The sequence below is a fragment of the Alcaligenes sp. 1735tsa3 genome (assembly GCF_024134565.1).
Lineage (GTDB): Bacteria > Pseudomonadota > Gammaproteobacteria > Burkholderiales > Burkholderiaceae_B > Alcaligenes > Alcaligenes phenolicus.
Genome location: NZ_CP099862.1, coordinates 2,812,801 through 2,830,708, shown reverse-complemented (window position 1 = coordinate 2,830,708; position 17,908 = coordinate 2,812,801). Strand labels below are relative to the sequence as shown.

The window sequence follows — 17,908 nt, the reverse complement described above, 5'->3', positions numbered from 1 at the left end:
CGGGGGCAGGCAGAATCATGACCGGCCAGTATGGTCTGTTGTTCTGGCCCTACACCCCATCAGGCCCGAATGTAAATCCAGTTTTCCGCCTGTAGTTTCACCAGGGCGGTGATGGCCCCTTGCTCCAAGGTTTGGAAGCGTTCTGGCGCACTGAGGGACTGATTGCGCAGCGTGTTGGGGCACAGGTAGGTGTAGGCGTCGCAATCGTGTTCCGCGCCTTCTACGCAGGCTTTAACGGCCTGCGCATTGGCGATGATGCGAATCTGGGCATCCGGTATGTCCTTGAGCAAGTTGCGCGCATTGCTGCGGGCACGCTCCAGGGCATGGGCGGTGGGGGCATGCAAGAGAACACGAGTGCTCATGAATAAACGTCCTGCTTGAAATTAGCGTGGGCCAAAAACGCGTTCGGTAATGTCGGGTGAAGCGCCGGTCTGCATTTGAATGCGACCTTGCTCATCTTGCCAGACCATGGCGGGGGTGGCACGCAAATCCCAGCCCATCATCAGATCTTCATTACGGGTCAGATCGGCTTCAATATCGCTGGGCACACTGTCCAGGCCTTTCACACCGGCACTGCGATCTTTCAGCATGGCCAGAGAGTGCTCGTTCAAGGCCTTGGTAGGATCTTTGGCGGCCAGGATGGCGGCGGATTTCAGGCTGCTGCTGGGGGCCAGAATGCCCACCATGACGTGGCGCAGCTGTACTTTGCCGGACTCAACCCAGGGGCGAGCCATTTGCCAGAACTGCATGCAGTAAGGGCAATTCGGGTCGGTAAACACGTAGACCACGCGTGGCGCCTTGTCGTCGCCATCCTTGATCCAGCGGGATTTTTCCAGCTTGCCCAGCATGTCCTTGGCAATGGCGGGTTGCACCAGTTCGTCCAGACCGGCCGGGCGTACCTCTTCACCCTTAGCGTCGATCATGGTGCCCACCATCATGTGCTGCCCGTCGGGCAGGTTATAGATGGCCAATGCGCGATTCCCGCTATACGCACCCCAGGCTTTCAGGCCACCGGGAGCATCAAACTCGCCCACAATGGATAGCCCTTGCTCTTCCAGGGCCTTCAAGGCAGCGGGGCGGTCGGCGGCTTGGACGACGGTGCTGGCGCACAGTAAACCGGCCAAGGCAAGACGGATCGAAAAAGAGGAAAGCGGCATGGTGGTTAATCCTGCAAAACAGTCGGTGAATGTATATATCCAGAAAATATATACTAAGATCCAAATGGAATAAAAGAATGGGACTAGACCTTGCCTGGATAGTTCCCCATTCCTGTTCTGATCAGGCTGTTTCTCTGCGTTGGCCGGTCTTTAAGCGCGGATCTTCAGATTGGCCAGTTCCAGCAAGCGGTAGGTTTCGTGAACAGGCAAGCCCATTACGCCGGTATAGCTGCCACTCAAGTGGCTGATAAAAGCACCGCCCAGACCTTGAATGCCATAGGCTCCCGCTTTACCCATAGGCTCGCCGCTGGCGCAGTATTCCGCAATTTCTTGTTCGTTCAGCGTTTTGAAGCTGACTTCGCTGATGCTGATACTTTCAAACTCCACACCACCTACGCCCAGGGACAAGGCGGTCATCACTTTGTGACGGCGGCCCGAGAGCTCGCGCAAGATGCGTGCGGCATCGGCCAGATCAGCAGGTTTGCCAAATATGGTCTCGTCCATGCAGACCGTGGTGTCGGCACTCAAAATAGCGCGCTCCTGATCCAGACTGCTGTCCTGTGCTCGCCATTCCAGGGCGCGCAGCAGCTTGTCACGGGCCGTGCGACGGACATAATCCAGCACCGCTTCCTGTTCCAGACGCGGTTCATCCTCGCCCGGAGGGCTGGGCACATGCAGGACTTCATGAGTGATCTGGATGCTGTTGAGCAGATCGTGGCGACGTGGACTGGCTGAGGCCAGATAGATGGGCTGAAAAGGCATAAGAAACCAGGACTAAAAGAAGGTTCAGGCGCGGTGGTAAGGATGCCCGGTCATGACGGACCAGGCGCGATACAGTTGCTCGGCCAGAAAGATACGTACCAAGGGGTGGGGCAGGGTCAGGGAGGACAGACGCAACATGCCGTGGCAGCTTTGCTTGAGTGCCGCATCCAGTCCGTCCGGGCCACCGACCAGAATGGCAATATCCTGACCGCTGCTGCGCCAACGCTCCAGCTCCTGAGCCAGCTTGACGGTGGTCAGGTCCTTGCCGCGTTCGTCCAGGGCGATGCGCATCGCCTGGGCAGGAATGGCCGCTTCAATGCGTTTGGCCTCGGCCTGCATCATCTGGGCAGGCGTCTTGCCGCTGGTACGGGGTTCGGCCTTGATTTCGCGCAGCTCGATGGCGCAGTCCTGGGGCATGCGGCGAGCATATTCCTGCCAGCCTTGTTCCACCCAGTCGGGCATGCGCTGACCTACCGCGATGACAATGAGTTTCATGAAATGTCGTAAAAGAAAAAAGGCCGCATCGTAAGCTGCGGCCCGGGTATTGCCGACAGGGCAGAGGAAGGGTTTAGTCTTCGTCTTCGTCGGCGCTGGCAAAAAAGCCAGCCGGTGGAACCTGGCGCGATTGCGGCAGCAGTTCCACTTCGACAGGGCGCTCGCCCCAAAGTTCTTCCAGGTTGTAGTACTGGCGGATGGCCGGCTGCATGCAATGCACCACGATGTCACCCAAATCCAGCAACACCCATTCGCCGGTGTCCTCGCCTTCATGGGCCAGGACTTCGACCTTGTTTTGGCGGGCCTTGTCAAACACGCTCTGGGCCAGAGCGCGGGTTTGCCGGTTGGAAGTACCACTGGCGATGACCACACGATCGAACAGGCCGGTCATGTGGGTAGTGCTAAAGACCTTGATGTCTTGAGCTTTGACGTCCTCGAGGGCATCGATGACGAGTCGTTGAAGTGTTTCTATATTCATAAAAAGAACTATACAGGGCGCGCCTGTGGGTGGGAAAGATAGAGCCGTTTTTTGTCAATGTATTGAGCGACTTCTTCCGGGACGAGGGCGGTGATGTTGTCACCGCGCTGCACTCGCTCCCGAATCTGGGTGGCCGAGATGTCCATGGGCAGAAAGTCAATCTGATGCAAACGGCGCTGAAGTCGACTCAGTTCCTGCTGCAAGGCGACGGGCGTCTCCAAAGGACTGCCGGGGCGCTGGGCAACAGCCAGTTCGACGTATTCAAGAATTTCTTGCCAGTCGTTCCAGCTGCAAAAATTATGCAGTTGGTCGCTGCCTAAAATCCAGTAGTAGCGCGACCCGGCGGGCAAGCTGCGCACCGTGTCGATGGTGTAGGTTGGGCCACCGCGCTCGATCTCTACGGGGTTGACCTGCAAGCCCGGATGGCTTTGGGCGGCCAGCTCGGCCATGACCAAACGATCCTGGGTGCTGGCACCCAAGGCGTCGCGTTGCCAGGGCTGGGCAGCGGGCAGCAACTGAACCTGGTCCAGCTGCAGCTGGTCGAACGCGGCAAGCGCCAGCGCCACATGAGCTTTATGGATGGGGTCGAAACTGCCACCCAGGAGCCCGACACGCTTTAAATCCATTCGCGAGGCACCAGGTATTGCGCCAGGGCCGCTTCTGGCGTACCGGGTTCAGGCGACCAGTTGTAGCGCCAGTTCGCCTGGGGTGGCATGGACAATAGGATGGATTCCGTACGCCCACCTGATTGCAGGCCAAACAGGGTGCCACGGTCAAAGACCAGATTGAATTCGACATAGCGGCCGCGACGAATGGCCTGGAAGTCACGGTGCGCCTGGGTGTATTCCTGATCCATGCGGGCACGCACGATAGGTGCATAGGCATCGGTAAAGGAATTGCCCACGGAGCGGGTCAGGGCAAAGCTGGCTTCAAAGCCGGGCTCGTTCAGGTCGTCGTAGAAAATGCCGCCAATGCCACGGGTCTCGTTGCGGTGCTTCAGATAAAAATATTCGTCGCACCAGCGCTTGTAGCGCGGGTAGTAATCCGCACCGTGTGGGGCCAGCGCATCGTGGCATACCTGATGGAAATGGCGGGCATCGTCTTCGTGCAGGTAGTAGGGCGTCAAGTCCAGACCGCCGCCAAACCAGAACACATCCTCTTGATCCGCTGTCTGGGCCTGGGCCACAAACATGCGCACATTCATATGGGTGGTGGGCACAAAGGGATTGCGCGGGTGAATCACCAGCGAAACACCCATGGCCTCCCAAGGGCGTCCCGCCAGTTCAGGGCGGTGGGCGCTGGCCGATGGGGGCAGGGTGTGGCCTTTGACATGGCTGAACAGAACGGCTGCCCGTTCAAAAACGGGGCCGTTCTCCAGCAGGCGGGACAGACCGCCACCGCCTTCTGGACGATCCCACTGGTCCGACTCGAAAGGCGTGCCATCCAGCTGCTCCAGAGTGTCCACGATGTGGCTTTGCAACTGACGGAAATAAGCCTGGACGGTATCAATGGGTAAAGACATGAAAAGACCTTGCTGCGACAATCAGGATTCACTGCTGGGCAGAGCGCGCCAGCCGATATCGGTGCGAAATTGCTTGCCGTCGAAATGCGTTTGGGAAATGGCCTCGTAGGCGGCTTCCTGAGCGCGACGGATGGAGTCGGCCATAGCGGTGACACACAATACACGACCACCTGTGGTGACCACGGTGCCGTCTTTCATCTGCGTGCCTGCATGGAAGGTGATGCACTCGTCGGTGTCTTTCGCAAATTGCGTGATGGCATCACCAGTACGAGGCTCTTCGGGGTAATTGGCCGCGGCCAGTACCACGCCAATGGCGGTACGACGATCCCATTCGATGGTGGCCTCGTCCAGCTTGCCAGCCAGAGCCAGTTCGAAGGTTTCGGTCAGATCGCTCTTGATGCGCATCATGATGGGCTGGGTTTCAGGGTCGCCCATGCGGCAGTTGAATTCCAGCACCTTGATAGGGCGGGTAGCGTCCGGGCCATCGTCAATCATCACGCCTGCGTACAGAAAGCCGGAGTAGGGCAAGCCTTCCTTGGCCATGCCTTGCATGGTGGGGTGAATGACTTCGCGCATGATGCGGTTATGCAGTGTGGGGCTGACGATAGGGGCGGGGGAGTAAGCACCCATGCCGCCCGTGTTCGGACCCTGATCGCCGTCTTTCAGGCGTTTGTGGTCCTGGCTGGTGGCCATGGGCAGCACATTCTTGCCGTCGCACATCACGATGAAGCTGGCTTCTTCGCCGGTCAGGCATTCTTCCACGACCACGCGGGCACCGGCGGCACCAAAGCGGCCATCGCCCAGAATGTCGTCAATGGCGCCCAATGCTTCTTCCAGCGTGGTGGCCACAATCACGCCCTTGCCAGCGGCCAGGCCATCGGCCTTGACCACAATGGGAGCGCCTTGCTGACGGATGTAATCCTTGGCGGAGTCCGGATCGGTAAAGGTCGCGTAGGCTGCCGTCGGGATGTTGTGGCGCACCATGAAGGCCTTGGCGTAGTCCTTGGAGCTTTCCAGCTGCGCGGCAGCCTGGGTGGGACCAAAGATTTTCAGACCGGCCGCACGGAAGGCGTCCACAATGCCGGCGGCCAGCGGTGCTTCCGGGCCGACGACAGTGAAGGCAATTTTTTCTTGCTTCACAAAGGCAATCAGTTCCTGGATATCGGTGATGGCCAGGTTTTCAATACGTTCGGCACGCGCGGTACCGCCATTGCCCGGGGCAACGTAGACAGTCTGCACGCGTGCAGATTGGGCCAGGCGCCATGCCAAGGCGTGTTCACGGCCGCCGCTGCCGACAACAAGTAGCTTCATAGTGATGAGTCGGGCAGGGCCCGCAAAGAGGAGTTTTCAGAAATAGCTTATTCGGCTTCGTCCATGACGGCGGTGGTGTAGACCTCTTGGACATCGTCCAGGCCTTCCAGTGCGTCCAGAAGTTTTTGCATCTTGACGGCATCGTCGCCGCTCAGTTCGGTTTCGTTCAGGGCTTTCATGACCACGCCTTCCACTTCAGGCGTCAGGCCAGCGGCCTGGAACGCGGCTTGCACAGCCGGGTAGTCCGTAGGAGCGCACAGCACTTCGATCAGGCCTTCTTCGTCGGTCACGATATCGTCGGCACCAGCTTCCAGGCCGATTTCCATAATCGTGTCTTCCGAAGTGCCCGGAGCGAACAGAAACTGACCGCAGTGGCGGAATTGAAACACGACCGAGCCATCCAGACCCAGATTGCCGCCATTTTTTGTAAAGGCGTGACGCACATCCGAGACCGTGCGCTGACGGTTGTCGGTCATGCAGTCCACAATCACGGCCGCGCCGTTAATACCGTAGCCTTCGTAGCGAATTTCTTCGTAGTTGGCATCGTCCGCGCCGCCTGCGCCGCGCTGGATGGCGCGCAGAATGTTGTCTTTGGGCATATTGGCAGCGGTTGCCTTGTCCCAGGCCATGCGCAAACGTGGGTTGGACTCGGGGTCAGGGCCGCCGGCACGTGCGGCCACGGTGACCTCACGAATGATCTTGGTCCAAAGTTTGCCCCGTTTTGCGTCTTGACGACCTTTACGGTGCTGAATATTCGCCCATTTACTATGTCCGGCCATAAAGTATTACCAATTCAGTAGACTACGTTCAAAGAAAAACAGATCTATTTTAACCTGTCTGCGCGACAAGGCCCGAGCTTGGGCGAAAGTCGCTAGAATCTAGGCACTTGGCATTCTATCCGGAAGAGAACAAACAATCATGGCTGATCCAATTTTGCTTGCTCAGAATAGCGATACTCCCATTTACCTGTTGCCTGCGCTGGCCAATCGGCATGGTTGTATTACGGGGGCCACCGGGACGGGGAAAACCGTCACCTTGCAGGTACTGGCCGAAGCCTTTTCCCGTCTGGGAACGCCGGTTTTTCTGGCCGACGCCAAAGGCGACTTGAGCGGGATTTCCCAGGCCGCCCAGCCCAATCCCAAGCTGCAGGAGCGTCTGCAAAAGCTGGGCCTGCCCGAGCCAGCCTGGGGGGCGAACCCGGTCACCTTCTGGGATATTTTTGGCGAGCAGGGCCATCCGGTCCGGGCCACGATTTCCGACATGGGGCCTTTGCTGCTGTCCCAGATTCTGGAGTTGAACGATACCCAGGAAGGGATTCTCAATATCGTCTTTCGTCTGGCAGACGACGAGGGCCAGTTGATTCTGGACCTGAAGGATTTGCGCGCCGTGCTGCAAGACGTATCGGACCGTGCTGCCGAGCTGCGCAATCAGTATGGCAATATCGCGGCAGCCAGTGTGGGGGCAATCCAACGCGCCTTGCTGCGCCTGGAAACGCAGGGGGCGGATCGCTTCTTTGGTGAGCCAGCGCTGGATGTGATGGACTGGATTCGTACCGACTCGGCCGGGCGCGGCATGATCAATGTGCTGGCAGCCGACAAGCTGATGCAGTCCCCCCGCTTGTATGCGGTCTTCCTGCTGTGGATGCTGGCCGATCTGTACGAGCGCCTGCCGGAAGTGGGCGATCTGGACAAACCGCGTCTGGTTTTCTTCTTTGACGAAGCCCACTTATTGTTTACAGGTGCACCAAAGGCCTTGCTGGAAAAAGTCGAGCAGGTTGTGCGTCTGATCCGCTCCAAAGGTGTGGGTATTTATTTCGTGACACAAAACCCGCTGGATATTCCCGATACCGTTCTGGGTCAGCTGGGTAATCGAGTACAGCACGCCTTGCGCGCCTTTACACCGCGTGATCAGAAAGCCGTCAAGACAGCAGCGCAAACCATGCGCCCCAATCCTGGTCTGGATATTGAAGCGGCCATTACCGAGTTGGGCGTGGGTGAGGCCCTGGTGTCCATGCTGGATGCCAAGGGGATTCCCACGCCTACCGAGCGTGCCTGGCTGGTGGCTCCGGGTAGCCGAATTGGCCCCGCTACCGATGCGGAGCGGCAAACGGTACGACAGGCGTCTTTGTTTGGCTTGAAGTACGACCAGGCAATTGACCGCGAATCCGCCTACGAGGTGCTGGCCAAAAAAGCGGCTGATGCGGCTGCCAATGGTGCCGCGGGTGCCACGCAGCCGGGAGCGGCGGCTGGCAAGGACGACGGCCTGATGGGTGTCGTCAATGACTTTCTGTTTGGATCAACAGGGCCGCGTGGTGGAAAGAAGGACGGCCTGGTGCAAAGCATGATCAAAACCGAGACCAAACGGGCTGCCACCAAAGTGCTGCGTGGGGTATTGGGTTCTTTATTTGGAGGGAAACGTTAATGCCCACGCAACTGCCTCATTTAATTGTTGCCACCACAAGGCCATCAGAAACAACACGTTGGGCGGATGAATTCCGCAAAGCCTATCCCGATTGGAAAGTTGATGAGTTTGTAGCGGGTCAGCCCAGCACCGGGGCGACCTACGCCATCGTCTGGCAGCCGGATGCGGCCTTGTTCAAGCAAGAACCCCATTTGCGCGCCACCTTCAATCTGGGGGCGGGTGTGGATGCCGTCGCAGGGACCATCCCGGCCGAGATGCCTTTGTACCGCTTGGAAGATGCGGGCATGGCCGAGCAAATGGCCGAATATGCCTTGTATGGCGTGCTGCGTGCGGTAGGCCGTTTTCAGCCCTACGAGGAACAGGCGCGTGAAGGAAAGTGGAAAGCCTACCGCCCGATCGACCGCCGCCAATGGCCAGTCGCTGTGCTGGGGCTGGGCGCGATTGGCAGTAAGATTGCCAAGGTCATCGCCAGTCTGGGCTATCCCGTACATGGTTGGTCGCGTCGTCTGCACGAGGCGGACTTCCCTTGCTATGCCGGTGAAGAGGGCTTGAAAGAGTGCGTCTCTGCCAGCCGTATCCTGGTCAACGCCTTGCCACTGACTCCGCAAACAGAAGGTTTGATCAACCGCGACGTATTGTCGAATTTGCAGCCTGGTGGCTATTTGATCAACGTGGCTCGCGGTGGCCACTTGGTCGATGCCGATGTGCTGGACGCCCTGAAGAGCGGTCATCTGTCAGGCGCTTTGCTGGATGCCTTTACCCAGGAGCCGTTGCCAGCCGATCATCCGTATTGGGGTATTCCTTCTGTGATGGTTACGCCTCATATTTCGGGTATCACCGTTCGTGAATTGGCATTGGAGCAAATTGGCTCGCGCATCGAGCTTTTGCAGCAAGGCAAGCCTGCGACTGGTCGGGTGAATCACAGTCAGGGCTATTAATCCTGAACCGATTTGGACTAGCCTGCCGGCACCGTGGAAGCTGGCAGGCTAATTGCTGTTTTGTGAACAGAGCAGCGTCTTTTCAGAATAAGGCCGTGGAGGCCATGTAAAACCACAAGGAAAGAGGAATGAGTAAAGTTCATCGTATTGCCGTGATCGCGGGAGATGGGATCGGCAAGGAAGTCATGCCTGAAGGGCTGCGTATTCTGGAAGTGGCCGCTCGCCGTCACGCCATCAATTTTGATTGGAAAGTGCTGGACTGGAGCTCGGACTACTACCAAAAGCACGGCACCATGATGCCTTCGGACTGGAAAGCCCAATTAATGGATACCGAGGCCATTTTCTTTGGCGCCATGGGCTGGCCTGATCTGGTTCCCGACCACGTTTCGCTGTGGGAATCTCTGTTCAAGTTCCGTCGTGAATTTGACCAATACATCAACTTGCGTCCTGTGCGTTTGATGCCTGGTGTGCGTTCGCCACTGGCAGGTCGTGAGCCCGGTGATATCGATTTCTTTATCGTGCGCGAGAACACCGAAGGTGAATACTCCAATAGCGGCGGCATCATGTTTGAAGGCACGCAGCGCGAAGTGGTGATTCAGGAAAGTGTTTTTACCCGCACGGGTACGGACCGAGTCTTGAAGTTCGCTTTTGAACTGGCTAAAAAACGCGGTAAACACGTGACTGCTGCGACCAAGTCCAACGGTATTTCGATTTCCATGCCCTGGTGGGATTCCCGCGTGGCCGCCATGGGCGAGCAATACCCGGATGTGAAATGGGACAAGTATCACATCGATATTCTGTGTGCACACTTTGTGCAGCACCCGGACTGGTTTGATGTTGTTGTAGCTTCCAACCTGTTTGGCGATATCTTGTCCGATCTGGGCCCGGCATGTACCGGCACCATCGGCATTGCACCGTCGGCCAACCTGAACCCCGAACGCGTATTCCCCTCCTTGTTTGAGCCCGTGCACGGCTCGGCACCGGATATTTATGGCAAGGGCATTGCCAACCCGGTCGGTCAGATCTGGAGCGGTGCCTTGATGCTGGATTTCCTGGGCTACCCCCAGGCAGCCGCCGAAGTAGTGCAAGCCATTGAGCAGGTTCTGGCCAATGGTCCACGTACCCCTGATTTGGGTGGTCAGGCCAGCACAACACAGGTAGGCGAAGCGATCGCCCAAGTGTTGGAAGCGATGGCCTAAGCCATTAGCTTGATTTGGGCGGGCGCAGACCCGCCCACGTGATGGCACCAATCATGATGGCTCCCCCCAGCAGTGCTCGGCTACTGGGGTATTGAGCAAACAGCAGAGCCGCAAAGGCAATCGCGTAGACAGGCTCCAGGGCGATCACAATCCCGGCACTGCGAGCATTCAGAACGCTTAGCGCAGAGACCAGCAGGTAGTGCGACAAGGCCGTACAAAACACCCCCAGCAGTGCAATCCATACCCAGTCCACCAGCGTGCTGTCGCCCAGCAGCGGTATGGCAAAAGGCCAGCACATCAGGGCGACAAACAGGTTTTCCCACCAAGCGACTTGCTGTGCAGACAGATGCTTGGCAGCGCGTCGGTTGATAAGGGTGAACATGGCGAAAGTAAAGCCGGAGGCAATGGCCCAGGCCAGGCCAATGGTGGATTGATCCTGGAAATCAAAAGAGGGGGTAACCAGCAACAAGCCCACGGTGACCAAGGCCAGAATGATCCACTCCGATACGGTAACGCGCTCGCGCAGTACGGCCCATTCACACAAGGTAATAAAGGCCGGGAAGCTGGCAAAGCCCAAGGTGGCAATGGCCACGCCGCCCACTTTAACGGCCACAAAAAAAGTGGCCCAGTGAATGGCCAGCATGATGGAGGCCATTAGCAGGGTGCGAAAGTCCGCTGCTTTCATGCCCTGACCCAAACCGCGCCCTTGAGAGCGAATGCTGATAAACAAGGCCAGGACTGCAAAGCTGGCTCGGCCCGCGGTGATCAGCATGGCGCCAACCTGAATGAGTTCACCAAAAATGCCGGTCAGTCCGAACAGAACGGCGGCCACATGAATGGCAGCCAGAGCACGTCCATGCGTCATGGAAAGCGATCCGAGAAAAAAGGAGTCAATTTAGGCTATTCTGGTGTTTTATATCAGCCAGTGATAGGGCTAGTGGGTCGGGCAGGCAATAAGAGCAAGGCATTATTCTAAGACATTGCTACGGGCCCCTCATCAAAGGAGTAAAACAATGACGCAGACGGTTAAGGCGATACGGATTGAGCGTAATGGTGGTCCGGAGGTATTGCAGTGGGCTTCGGTAGAGCTGCCCGCTCCGCAGGAGAAGGAAGTCACCATACGCCAAAAAGCAGTGGGCTTGAACTTTATCGACATTTATTTCCGTAATGGCCTCTACAGCAATCCCTTGCCGCATGGTTTGGGTTTTGAAGCGTCCGGCATTGTGGAAGCAGTCGGTTCGGGTGTCACGCATCTGAAAGTGGGTGACCGTGTTGCCTACGGTCAAAGCCCGCTGGGTGCGTATGCCGAGGCTCGTAATGTGCCTGCTGATCGTGTGGTACGCATTCCTGATGGCGTCACTTTTGAGCAGGCGGCGGCCATGATGCTCAAAGGTTTGACGTGCTGGTATTTGCTGCGCCAGACCTATCGCGTGCATGAAGGCCAGACGATTCTGTTTCATGCCGCTGCGGGTGGCGTGGGCTTGTACGCCTGCCAATGGGCACGTGCTTTGGGTGTGAAGTTGATCGGTACGGTGTCCAGTCCCGAGAAAGCCGCTTTGGCGAAAGAGAACGGTGCGTGGGAAGTGATTGATTACTCCCACGAAGACGTGGTGCAGCGCGTGCTGGAACTGACCAATGGCCAGAAAGTACCTGTCGTATATGACGGCGTGGGCAAGGATACCTGGGAGCGCTCGCTGGATTGCTTGCAGCCGCGTGGCCTGATGGTCAGCTTTGGCAATGCCTCCGGCCCGGTAACCGGTGTGAATCTGGCGACGCTGGCATCGAAGGGTTCCTTGTATGTGACCCGTCCTGTGCTGGGGGCTTATGTGCCTACACAGGAAACCATGCAAGATGCCGCTGACGAAATGTTCGAGCTGGTGCTGCAAGGCAAGATCAAGCCGCTGATCGGTCAGCGTTTCCCGCTGGATCAGGTTGCCAAGGCCCATGAGGAATTGGCAGGGCGTCGTACCACGGGCTCGACGGTGTTGACGCTGGATTAAGGCGGATTATCGGGTAAGAAGGGGGATGAACAGCTAGCCCTTGCTCAGCGCTGCGCTTGATATAACAGGGGTAAGTCAGGCATCCACTCTTCTGGCGTTGCTTGTTTATCCTGATGTCCCGATTTGTATGTCAGGTATTTTGAAAGCCCGATAAGCACGCATCCCCAATAGTTCTACTTATAAAAAATGGCCTCCTTAGCGGAGGCCATTTTTATTTAGCAGTGCGGCAGCCGCTGAGATTCAGCGGACAGGAATCAGCCTTGCTCGTGGTACTGACGCACGCGCTCGACTTCATTGCGCGAACCCAGAATCACGCCAATGCGCTGGTGCAGCTCGGTAGGTTGCACGTCCAGAATACGCTGTGTACCGTCAATCGACATGCCTCCGGCCTGCTCGACCAGGAAGCTCATGGGGTTGGCTTCGTACATCAAACGCAGCTTGCCCTTGCGACCGGAGGCACGGGCATCGCGCGGGTACATGAAGATACCGCCACGGGTCAGGATGCGGTGTACATCGGCCACCATGGAGGCGATCCAGCGCATATTGTAGTTTTTGCCCAGTGGGCCGTCCGGGCCAGCCAGGCAGTCGTCGATATAGCGTTTTACCGGGGCTTCCCAGTGACGCATATTGGACATATTGATGGCGAACTCAGAGGTGTCCTCGGGGATGGTGATGCGCTCGGTGGTCAGCACCCAGGAGCCCATTTCCTTGTCCAGAGTGAAGGCGGCGACGCCGTCACCGACAGTCAGGACCAGCATGGTTTGCGGGCCGTAAATGGCATAGCCGGCGGCAACCTGACGCACGCCGGGTTGCAGGAAGTCTTGCTCTTCGATGACGCGATCACGTGCTTCAGGTGGGACGCTCAGGACCGAGAAGATCGTGCCGATGGACACGTTCACGTCAATATTGGACGAGCCATCCAGCGGATCGAACAAGAGCAGGTTTTCGCCCTTGGGGTAGTAGTCGGGAATGCGGTGCAGGGTATCCATTTCCTCGGAGGCCATGGCCGCCAGGTTACCGCCCCATTCATTGGCTTCCAGCAGGATTTCGTTGGACAGCACATCCAGCTTTTTCTGAACTTCGCCCTGGACATTCTCGGAGTCCAGAGAACCCAGAACGCCGCCCAGCGCTCCTTTGCTGACGGCATGGCCAATGGCCTTGCATGCGCGAGCCACTGTTTCCAGCAGCAGGCGCACGTCGGCGGTGACCGTTTTCTTCTGGCGCTGTTGCTCCACCAGATACTGAGTAAGGTTTTTCTTCAAGACAGACTCCGAGGTCAAAGAGTTAATGCTTTATGTACGATTTCGGCCACATTGCCCGACAGGCCAGGTTCGGCCTGAATACGCTCCAGCGCTGCCTTGAGCAGGTCGCGGGCTTCGGGTTCAAAGCGGGCCCAGTTATCAAACACACGGGCCAGACGGGCAGAGATTTCCGGGTTGAGCTTGTCCAGGGCAATGACTTGCTCAGCCCAGAAGGCATAGCCTTCCGGCGTGTGTACAGCCTGCATATTATTCATGCAGAACTGGAAAATCAGAGAGCGGGCGCGGTTGGGATTGCGCATCGAGAAAGCGGGATGCAGCATCAGGGCGCGCACCTGGGCAACTTGTGTGCTGGGGGCGGTGGCCTGCAAGCTGAACCAGCGGTCCAGCACCAGAGGATTGTCCTGCCAGCGCTGGAAAAAGTCATCCAGGCCGTCTTGACGATCCTCTTGGTCACCGTAATTCACCAGAGCGCTCAAGGCACCCATGCGATCAGTCATATTGGTGGCCTGATCGTATTGATTGCGTGCCAACTGCGGGCCGGTATTCACACCGGCAACCAGCAGGTAATTCAGGGCCAGATTGCGCAAGGAGCGCTGGCCAGCCTGCAAGGCGTCGGGGCTGTACGGGGCTTGTTCCAGGCTCAGGTACTGATACAGTTCCTGCCAGTAGGGAGTCAGGGCCAGGCCCAGCTCACGTTGCAGCTGACGACGGGCCTGAACCACGGCGCGCGGGGTCATGGGCTTGGTTTGTTCCAGCAATTCGCGCTCGCTGGGCAGGGACAGGATGCGCGCCTTGTAAGCAGGGCTCAAGGCCGGGTCTTGTACCAGCGCATGCCAGGTTTGCACCACGGTCGCCAATTGTGCGGCCGACGGTGTGCGTCCCGATGCCGAGGACAAGATCAGACGGGTCGCTAGCAGTTGAGCCGCTTCCCAACGTGCAAATGGATCCGCGTCGTGACGGGCCAGCAAGGCCAGCTCGGAATCCGGACGGTAGTAGTCCACCCGCACAGGCGCAGAGAAATTGCGCAACAAGGATAGGACGGGCGCCTCAGGAATCTGCGTGAAGGTCCAGCTTTGTTCGGCTTGCGTGAAATCCAGTACCAGCGTATCGCCTTGCTGACCATCCAGGTGCAGGGTCAGTGGTGCGCCTTGCTGATCCAGCATGCCCAAGGCAAAGGGGATGTGCAAAGGTGGCTTGGGTGTGGATTTGTTTTCGATCCCGGCGGGCGCATTGCTTTGACGCAGGGTCAGCGTAGCGGTTTGAGTGGCAGGGTCGTGCTGCAGGCTGACCTGAACGCGTGGCGTTCCCGCTTGCTGATACCAGCGGCGGAACTGTTCCAGGCTCTGGCCGGGTTTGACCTGGCGATACACGCTGTCCATGCTGTCCACGAAATCGTCGCAAGTGACTGCCTGGCCGTCATGGCGCTTGAAGTACTCACGAATACCAGCCTGGAAGTTTTCTTCACCCAGCAAGGTGTGCTGCATGCGAATGACTTCCGCACCTTTCTCGTAAATTGTGGCGGTGTAAAAGTTGCTGATTTCCTGATAGCTCTCGGGGCGGATGGGGTGAGCCATTGGGCCGGCATCTTCAGGGAACTGGGCCGCGCGCAGGACGCTGACATCATCAATGCGTTTGACGGCGCGGGCGCTGGCGGCTTGAGCGCCGTCCAGCCCTTGAGCCAGCATGTCGGCCGAAAACTCCTGATCGCGGAAAACCGTCAGACCTTCTTTCAGGGATAGCTGGAACCAGTCGCGGCAAGTGACGCGGTTGCCGGTCCAGTTATGGAAGTACTCATGGCCAATAACTGCTTCCACGGCGTGAAAGGACGCATCGGTAGTGCTTTGTGCATCGGCCAGCACGTAGGCGGCATTAAAGATGTTCAGGCCCTTGTTTTCCATCGCGCCCATATTGAAGTCGCGAGCGGCCACAATCATGAAGCGGTCCAGATCCAGTTCCAGCCCAAAACGTTGCTCATCCCAGCGTACCGAATGTTCCAGGCATTCCATGGCCCATTCTGTTTTATCGCCGTCACCACGATCGCAATAAACCTGCAATAGGGCAGGCTGGCCATTGGCTTTTTTGATTTCGCGTTCGCGCACATCAAAGTCGCCAGCAACCAGTGCAAATAAATAAGAAGGCTTTGGAAATGGGTCTTCCCAAATGGCCTGGCTGCGTCCATCGTCCAGCGTAGTGCTTTCCAGCAAATTGCCGTTGGACAGCAGATAAGGGTAGAGCTTGGCATCGCCGCGCAGGACCACTTCATAACGGGACATCACATCAGGACGGTCCGGGAAGAAGGTAATACGACGAAAGCCCTGGGCTTCACATTGGGTAAACAGGTTCTGGCCCGAGACATACAAGCCCATCAGCATGGTGTTGTCTTGGGGGCGGCAACGGCTTACCAGCACCAGATCACATTCTGCGGTCTGGGGCGCGAGCGTCAGGCCCTGTTCATCAAGCTGGTAATCCTGGGTGGTCAGGGCGACCCCGTTGAGGCTGACTTCAAGCAGTTCAATGTCTTCGCCATCCAGTACCAGGGGGCGGATCTGGCCGTCCCGGCTGCTGGCTCGAAAAGCCAGACGAACCAAGGTTTGCTCGGCCGCCAAATCAAATTCTAGCCGTACCTTATCTATTTGATAAGGGTAGGGCTGGTAATCGTGGCGGGAGATCGTAGGTAAGGTGTCTGTGCGCATGTGATCCTGGTCCGACAATCGAAAAAGATGGTCTATTGTAATGTTGTTTGAACGCCCACACTGGACGCCAGAAACAGGCAGTAAACTAATTGTTCGTCGGCGCTACGGCGCTGCCATTAATCGGGCTTGAACGTGCAAGCGAAAAACAAGCAAGGGTGAAACTATGACGTTATTTTCTGAAGGGTTTTCCTGGCGCGCCCTACGCCTGATGAGCCTGGTATTGGCGGTTTTGACCACGGCTTGCGCTGCGCCTAGCTGGTCCGCCAAATTGACGCGTTATCAGCAATGGCCCACGGCGACCAGTGGCGATACCTATTACATCAAGTCCTCGCCGGACAAAAGCAGTAGTCTGCAATACCAGTCTTTTGCAGATTCTGTACGGGCCTCTATTGGTGTGACCGGACTGGTGCAAGCAGCGGATCTGAAGTCTGCGCGTTTTGTGGTGCAAATGGATTATGGCAATCCGCAAGAACAAAGCTGGGTGCCTCAATTTGCAGATAGTTTTTACGGTCCATCGGCGTGGGGAATCGGGCGCGGCTATTATGCGCCAAATGATGGTTGGGGCGGAGGTTTCTTTTATTCTCCGAATGTAGTGAATGTTCCTGTCACTGTGTATAAAAATTATCTAAATGTAATCATTACAGATAATCAAAACTCGGGCGCAGAAGTGTATCGCGCCACCGCCGTGTCTTATAGCCATTCCGACAACCTGGACCAGCAGATGCCGTTTTTGTCCCAGGCCATATTTGATGGTTTCCCGGGTAATAATGGACAAGTGATTGATATCCGATATCCATTAGCTCGGGATTGAGTCGCCAGAACCCCGGCATTATGTAGGGGATTTATATCAATAAGAAAGGGACCGCTTTTTCAAGCGGTCCCTTTCTTTTGTTTGGTTCCCAAAACTTATTTGATAAGGAACTCTTCACGGCTGCGACCATTGGCTTCAGCATCGATAATCCAGCGTGGTGGGCGGCCACGGCCCGTCCAGGTGTCCTGGGTGCCGGGGTGGCGGTATTTTGGAGGCAGGCTGGTTTTAGGGCCGTTGGAACCAGCACCAGCGCCGCGGCGGGCGGAATTTTCCAGCGCTTCAGCGACTTCTTCAATCGTGATCTCGTTATCTTGCATGGACTTGACGATAGACGCGATGACAGGACGACGCTGTTTGACTCGAAGAGATTTCATCTGCTTTTGCAGACGCAGAATCTCTTTTTCTATCTTTTGCTTCGCGGAGCTGTAAGTTTCGACTGACATATGGGATTCCTGTTTCATGATTGTAGTTATCTGATAAACCCTGCCTGTACAAGCTCGTGTTTATCATGCGAAAACAGTGTACTTTGATTTTCTTGAAAAGATAAGTGGTTTGGATAAAAAATAAACGCTTAATGAAAAAGGTGTTTGGTTTTTGTAATTATTTAAGGTCATTAGACAATTCAATGGCTCTTGATTATTTAATCTAATCAGGGGTTATCATGAATTTGAATGGGTTTATATCAAAACCATATAGGTGGGTTTCTAATTAGGAAGATTTTAAAATAGTTTTAATTCCGTATCAGAAAATGTCGTAATTGGAATTTTTGAACCTATTAGTTCAACAGGCTGATTCATGGTTCTGAAAGCCAGGAAACTGCCCGATCAGTACGTCGGCATCGCATACGGGGGCACATTCT

18 protein-coding genes are annotated in these 17,908 nt (G+C 56.7%); 5 read left to right on the top strand and 13 right to left on the bottom strand.

The genetic code is table 11. The features are described 5' to 3' along the window. Positions 1 to 59: 59 nt before the first annotated feature. The 9 genes from NIZ92_RS13205 to NIZ92_RS13165 form a co-directional block, all read right to left on the bottom strand. Positions 60 to 362 carry a hypothetical protein gene (locus NIZ92_RS13205; RefSeq protein ID WP_083053292.1) on the bottom strand — a complete coding sequence of 101 codons (303 nt, stop codon included), beginning with the start codon at positions 360 to 362 and terminating at the stop codon, positions 60 to 62. A gap of 21 nt (positions 363 to 383) precedes the next feature. After that, entirely contained in the window at positions 384 to 1,157 is a 774-nt protein-coding gene (gene dsbG / locus NIZ92_RS13200) for a thiol:disulfide interchange protein DsbG (RefSeq protein ID WP_035272568.1), read from the bottom strand. Between the two features lie 150 nt (positions 1,158 to 1,307). Beyond that, positions 1,308 to 1,919, bottom strand: coding sequence for a nucleoside triphosphate pyrophosphatase (locus tag NIZ92_RS13195; RefSeq protein ID WP_026483047.1), 612 nt, complete (start codon positions 1,917 to 1,919; stop codon positions 1,308 to 1,310). A 24-nt stretch (positions 1,920 to 1,943) separates the two neighbouring features. Beyond that, positions 1,944 to 2,414 carry a 23S rRNA (pseudouridine(1915)-N(3))-methyltransferase RlmH gene (gene rlmH, locus NIZ92_RS13190; RefSeq protein WP_009456141.1) on the bottom strand — a complete coding sequence of 157 codons (471 nt, stop codon included), beginning with the start codon at positions 2,412 to 2,414 and terminating at the stop codon, positions 1,944 to 1,946. 73 nt (positions 2,415 to 2,487) lie between these two features. Next, a complete protein-coding gene (gene rsfS, locus NIZ92_RS13185; RefSeq protein WP_009456142.1) occupies positions 2,488 to 2,892 on the bottom strand; it encodes a ribosome silencing factor in 405 nt (134 codons plus the stop codon). Between the two features lie 8 nt (positions 2,893 to 2,900). After that, positions 2,901 to 3,518, bottom strand: a complete 618-nt coding sequence (gene nadD / locus NIZ92_RS13180) for a nicotinate (nicotinamide) nucleotide adenylyltransferase (protein WP_009456143.1) — start codon at positions 3,516 to 3,518, stop codon at positions 2,901 to 2,903. After that, entirely contained in the window at positions 3,509 to 4,414 is a 906-nt protein-coding gene (gene hemF / locus NIZ92_RS13175) for an oxygen-dependent coproporphyrinogen oxidase (protein ID WP_060186928.1), read from the bottom strand. Before hemF ends, nadD begins: the two co-directional genes overlap by 10 nt. A gap of 21 nt (positions 4,415 to 4,435) precedes the next feature. Then, on the bottom strand, positions 4,436 to 5,725 hold the full coding sequence (gene purD / locus NIZ92_RS13170; RefSeq protein WP_254002089.1) for a phosphoribosylamine--glycine ligase: 1,290 nt from the start codon (positions 5,723 to 5,725) through the stop codon (positions 4,436 to 4,438). Between the two features lie 47 nt (positions 5,726 to 5,772). Further along, the gene (locus NIZ92_RS13165) at positions 5,773 to 6,504 is read right to left on the bottom strand and encodes a YebC/PmpR family DNA-binding transcriptional regulator (protein ID WP_026483044.1); all 732 of its coding nucleotides are present in this window, start codon (positions 6,502 to 6,504) and stop codon (positions 5,773 to 5,775) included. Positions 6,505 to 6,643: 139 nt separating this feature from the next. On the opposite strand from NIZ92_RS13165, the gene NIZ92_RS13160 reads away from it, so the two are divergent. The 3 genes from NIZ92_RS13160 to NIZ92_RS13150 all read left to right on the top strand — a co-directional run bounded on the left by NIZ92_RS13160 (position 6,644) and on the right by NIZ92_RS13150 (position 10,283). Further along, positions 6,644 to 8,146, top strand: coding sequence for a helicase HerA-like domain-containing protein (locus NIZ92_RS13160; protein WP_203145632.1), 1,503 nt, complete (start codon positions 6,644 to 6,646; stop codon positions 8,144 to 8,146). Next, positions 8,146 to 9,084 (top strand): glyoxylate/hydroxypyruvate reductase A, encoded by a 939-nt coding sequence (locus NIZ92_RS13155; RefSeq protein WP_083053296.1) that lies wholly within the window; start codon positions 8,146 to 8,148, stop codon positions 9,082 to 9,084. Before NIZ92_RS13160 ends, NIZ92_RS13155 begins: the two co-directional genes overlap by 1 nt. A 128-nt stretch (positions 9,085 to 9,212) precedes the next feature. Next, complete coding sequence (locus NIZ92_RS13150) at positions 9,213 to 10,283, top strand: tartrate dehydrogenase (protein ID WP_009456162.1); 1,071 nt, start codon at positions 9,213 to 9,215, stop codon at positions 10,281 to 10,283. Between the two features lie 4 nt (positions 10,284 to 10,287). Here NIZ92_RS13150 and NIZ92_RS13145 read toward each other — a convergent pair whose 3' ends face one another. Next, the gene (locus tag NIZ92_RS13145; protein ID WP_247966628.1) at positions 10,288 to 11,148 is read right to left on the bottom strand and encodes a DMT family transporter; all 861 of its coding nucleotides are present in this window, start codon (positions 11,146 to 11,148) and stop codon (positions 10,288 to 10,290) included. 148 nt (positions 11,149 to 11,296) lie between these two features. Here NIZ92_RS13145 and NIZ92_RS13140 point away from each other — a divergent pair, with 148 nt between their 5' ends. Further along, on the top strand, positions 11,297 to 12,283 hold the full coding sequence (locus tag NIZ92_RS13140; protein WP_035272583.1) for a quinone oxidoreductase: 987 nt from the start codon (positions 11,297 to 11,299) through the stop codon (positions 12,281 to 12,283). A 254-nt stretch (positions 12,284 to 12,537) separates the two neighbouring features. Here NIZ92_RS13140 and NIZ92_RS13135 read toward each other — a convergent pair whose 3' ends face one another. Together NIZ92_RS13135 and pepN are read right to left on the bottom strand one after the other, a co-directional pair. Further along, a complete protein-coding gene (locus NIZ92_RS13135; RefSeq protein ID WP_009456167.1) occupies positions 12,538 to 13,563 on the bottom strand; it encodes a class 1 fructose-bisphosphatase in 1,026 nt (341 codons plus the stop codon). Beyond that, on the bottom strand, positions 13,560 to 16,238 hold the full coding sequence (gene pepN, locus NIZ92_RS13130; protein ID WP_254002088.1) for an aminopeptidase N: 2,679 nt from the start codon (positions 16,236 to 16,238) through the stop codon (positions 13,560 to 13,562). Before pepN ends, NIZ92_RS13135 begins: the two co-directional genes overlap by 4 nt. Before the next feature lie 163 nt (positions 16,239 to 16,401). Here pepN and NIZ92_RS13125 point away from each other — a divergent pair, with 163 nt between their 5' ends. Next, on the top strand, positions 16,402 to 17,049 hold the full coding sequence (locus NIZ92_RS13125) for a DUF4136 domain-containing protein (protein ID WP_026483038.1): 648 nt from the start codon (positions 16,402 to 16,404) through the stop codon (positions 17,047 to 17,049). A 95-nt stretch (positions 17,050 to 17,144) separates the two neighbouring features. On the opposite strand, the gene NIZ92_RS13120 is transcribed toward NIZ92_RS13125, so the two are convergent. Beyond that, entirely contained in the window at positions 17,145 to 17,492 is a 348-nt protein-coding gene (locus tag NIZ92_RS13120) for an H-NS family nucleoid-associated regulatory protein (protein ID WP_009456182.1), read from the bottom strand. Between the last annotated feature and the right edge of the window lie 416 nt (positions 17,493 to 17,908).

What these genes read in the sequence shown, in the direction of transcription:
- NIZ92_RS13205 (WP_083053292.1), bottom strand. Translation starts at nt 362, where the DNA reads ATGAGCACTCGTGTTCTCTTGCATGCCCCCACCGCCCATGCCCTGGAG.
- dsbG (WP_035272568.1), bottom strand. Translation starts at nt 1,157, where the DNA reads ATGCCGCTTTCCTCTTTTTCGATCCGTCTTGCCTTGGCCGGTTTACTG.
- NIZ92_RS13195 (WP_026483047.1), bottom strand. Translation starts at nt 1,919, where the DNA reads ATGCCTTTTCAGCCCATCTATCTGGCCTCAGCCAGTCCACGTCGCCAC.
- rlmH (WP_009456141.1), bottom strand. Translation starts at nt 2,414, where the DNA reads ATGAAACTCATTGTCATCGCGGTAGGTCAGCGCATGCCCGACTGGGTG.
- rsfS (WP_009456142.1), bottom strand. Translation starts at nt 2,892, where the DNA reads ATGAATATAGAAACACTTCAACGACTCGTCATCGATGCCCTCGAGGAC.
- nadD (WP_009456143.1), bottom strand. Translation starts at nt 3,518, where the DNA reads ATGGATTTAAAGCGTGTCGGGCTCCTGGGTGGCAGTTTCGACCCCATC.
- hemF (WP_060186928.1), bottom strand. Translation starts at nt 4,414, where the DNA reads ATGTCTTTACCCATTGATACCGTCCAGGCTTATTTCCGTCAGTTGCAA.
- purD (WP_254002089.1), bottom strand. Translation starts at nt 5,725, where the DNA reads ATGAAGCTACTTGTTGTCGGCAGCGGCGGCCGTGAACACGCCTTGGCA.
- NIZ92_RS13165 (WP_026483044.1), bottom strand. Translation starts at nt 6,504, where the DNA reads ATGGCCGGACATAGTAAATGGGCGAATATTCAGCACCGTAAAGGTCGT.
- NIZ92_RS13160 (WP_203145632.1), top strand. Translation starts at nt 6,644, where the DNA reads ATGGCTGATCCAATTTTGCTTGCTCAGAATAGCGATACTCCCATTTAC.
- NIZ92_RS13155 (WP_083053296.1), top strand. Translation starts at nt 8,146, where the DNA reads ATGCCCACGCAACTGCCTCATTTAATTGTTGCCACCACAAGGCCATCA.
- NIZ92_RS13150 (WP_009456162.1), top strand. Translation starts at nt 9,213, where the DNA reads ATGAGTAAAGTTCATCGTATTGCCGTGATCGCGGGAGATGGGATCGGC.
- NIZ92_RS13145 (WP_247966628.1), bottom strand. Translation starts at nt 11,148, where the DNA reads ATGACGCATGGACGTGCTCTGGCTGCCATTCATGTGGCCGCCGTTCTG.
- NIZ92_RS13140 (WP_035272583.1), top strand. Translation starts at nt 11,297, where the DNA reads ATGACGCAGACGGTTAAGGCGATACGGATTGAGCGTAATGGTGGTCCG.
- pepN (WP_254002088.1), bottom strand. Translation starts at nt 16,238, where the DNA reads ATGCGCACAGACACCTTACCTACGATCTCCCGCCACGATTACCAGCCC.
- NIZ92_RS13125 (WP_026483038.1), top strand. Translation starts at nt 16,402, where the DNA reads ATGACGTTATTTTCTGAAGGGTTTTCCTGGCGCGCCCTACGCCTGATG.
- NIZ92_RS13120 (WP_009456182.1), bottom strand. Translation starts at nt 17,492, where the DNA reads ATGTCAGTCGAAACTTACAGCTCCGCGAAGCAAAAGATAGAAAAAGAG.